The organism is Acidovorax sp. KPB24-07 (assembly GCF_057543315.1).
Window position 1 is genome coordinate 1 of sequence record NZ_BAAJYS010000499.1, and the last position, 2,102, is coordinate 2,102.

A 2,102-nucleotide genomic window follows, 5' to 3' on the forward strand; every position below is an offset into this window, starting at 1 on the left:
CGGCATGCGGGCGGATGCGTCGTCGTGGTGGGCGCAGAACAGGAACGGGTCCACCGTGGGCCACAGCGGGCCCAGGGGGCTGGGTGTTCAGGGATTGGGGGTGTCGGCAACGGCTGGCATGGAAAGCTCCTGGGTGGCGCCGCGCGCGGCCCCGGCGCCCCGGCGTGCACGGTGGGGTGCGGCCGGCGTGGCGCGGGCCATGCGGCGGCATGGTCTGTCACTGCACATGGGGGCGGCCGGCGGCGCTGCAACGCGGGCGCGGCAGGACGGACTGGTGCGGGGATGGAACAGTGGCCTGCGCGCGGATCATGCCGCAGGGACGGGACGGGTCCGCACTGCCATGCCATTCCAAGCCTGCATTTCAAGGAAAAACCAGTCCATGCCGGCGATTTCCATGCCCGCATTGCTATCGATTCAATAGCAAGCTGCCCAACGCAGCTGGCAGGCCGCTCAATCCTGCAGCGGCTGGTTCAGCTCCGTGCGCCAGGCGGCGGGGTCCGAGCCGGTCTCGGGCCCGGTCAGGTAGCACTCCCACAGCTCGCCCGTGGGCGTGAGGCCCTCGCCCTCGATCCATTGCAGGAACTCGCCCCAGGCGCCGGCCAGGTCTTCATAGCGCCCGCGGTGCACGGTGCGGGCCACGCGCATGGCGGGCCACTCGCCGGGCTGCATGCGGCCGTGCGGGCCGATGGGCGCGGCCAGGGGCACGCTGATCTCGAAGTCGAAGGTGTCCGTGGGCCGGCGCCGGTGGTGGGTGAACCAGGGGCCGGCGGGCGAGGCGCCCTGGGCGGCAACGGCGTCCATGAGGTCGCGCACGCCCTGGCCCATGACGTGCTGGATCTCCTCGCGGGTGCAGGTGACGTGGATGAACGCCGTGGGGCGGGCGGGCAGGTCGGCGATGTGGGGCGTGTCGATCATGGGCTGAGCGGGCGCGGGGGCCGTGGTGGTCAATCGGAGGGGCGATGGCACGCGTTCGGCATCAGGGCGGGTCGGTCAGGCAGTGGGCGTGCACACCACCATCCACGGCACCCCGAACCGGTCGGCCACCATGCCGAACGCGGGCGAGAAGAAGGTGGGCGACAGCGGCATCTGCACCTGGCCGCCCTCGGACAGCGCGGCGAACAGGCGCCGGGCCTCGGCCTCGTCGGCCGGGTTGAGCGACAGCGACACGCCCTGGAAGACGGGCTGCCCTCCGTTCATGCCGTCAGAGGCCATGAGCGTGGTCTCGCCGATGCGGAACGCGGCGTGCATGACCTTGTCGCCCGGCGGCGGGGCCGCGCCCGCGCAACCGGACGCATCGGTCGGGGCGGGACTGTCCGAAAAGCGCATCAGCGCGGTGACCTCCGCGCCCAGAGCCGTGCGGTAGAACGCCAGCGCTTCTTCGCACCGGCCGTCGAAAAACAGGTAGGGTTCCACTTTCATGCGTCGTCTCCTGGCGGCCCGCGCCGGGGCCGGGTGCGGCGCCCATCACGATTGTGAACACCGTTCACAAACCATAGCCGGCCTGCCGGACAGCGTCCACCGGGGATTCCCGGACCCGGGGCGCAGGGCCATCGGTCAGATATCGGCGGCGATGGCCGGCTCGCCATGGCCGAGCGCATCCAGGCTGATCTGGATCTGCGGCACGTCGCTCAGGTCCGGGCTGCGGCCATCGGACAGGTCTTCGAGCGCGGTGAACTGCCCGTCCAGGTACAGGAAGGTGACGGTGCCGGCGATGTCCGCCAGCGCGTCCTCGGGGCTGGGAAACCCGTCGCGCGCCACCTGGTCGCCGCCGTCCAGCGCGTAGCCGTAGCGGCCCTGGGCCTCGGTCAGCCCGCCCAGGTCGATGAGCTTGTCGCGCACGTTGCTGGCGTACACGCGGCCGCCGGCCGCATAGAGCGTGAAGGTCTGCGCGGCGCGCGCGGCCTGGGAGAGCGAGGAAGCGGTCATGGACTCATCCTTTCAGTTCCAACGAAACGGGGGCCACCCGGGACTTGCGCACAGGCCCCTGCGGTGCGTGGCGCGTCAAGTCAAGGCTGCCGGCCGGTGCCGTCGCTGCCGGTCTCGCGCGTGGCAAGCCACCAGCCGCAGACCAGGCCCGCCACGCCGAGCGCGGCCACGGCGGC

3 protein-coding genes are annotated in these 2,102 nt (G+C 71.8%); all 3 read right to left on the reverse strand.

The genetic code is table 11. The annotated features are described in order from the left end of the window. Positions 1-450 precede the first annotated feature (450 nt). The 3 genes from AC27IQ_RS23100 to AC27IQ_RS23110 all read right to left on the reverse strand — a co-directional run bounded on the left by AC27IQ_RS23100 (position 451) and on the right by AC27IQ_RS23110 (position 1,926). A complete protein-coding gene (locus AC27IQ_RS23100) occupies positions 451-966 on the reverse strand; it encodes a GyrI-like domain-containing protein (protein ID WP_487090941.1) in 516 nt (171 codons plus the stop codon). A gap of 24 nt (positions 967-990) precedes the next feature. Beyond that, entirely contained in the window at positions 991-1,419 is a 429-nt protein-coding gene (locus AC27IQ_RS23105; RefSeq protein WP_487090942.1) for a VOC family protein, read from the reverse strand. 135 nt (positions 1,420-1,554) lie between these two features. Then, on the reverse strand, positions 1,555-1,926 hold the full coding sequence (locus AC27IQ_RS23110; RefSeq protein ID WP_272566674.1) for a hypothetical protein: 372 nt from the start codon (positions 1,924-1,926) through the stop codon (positions 1,555-1,557). Positions 1,927-2,102 lie beyond the last annotated feature (176 nt).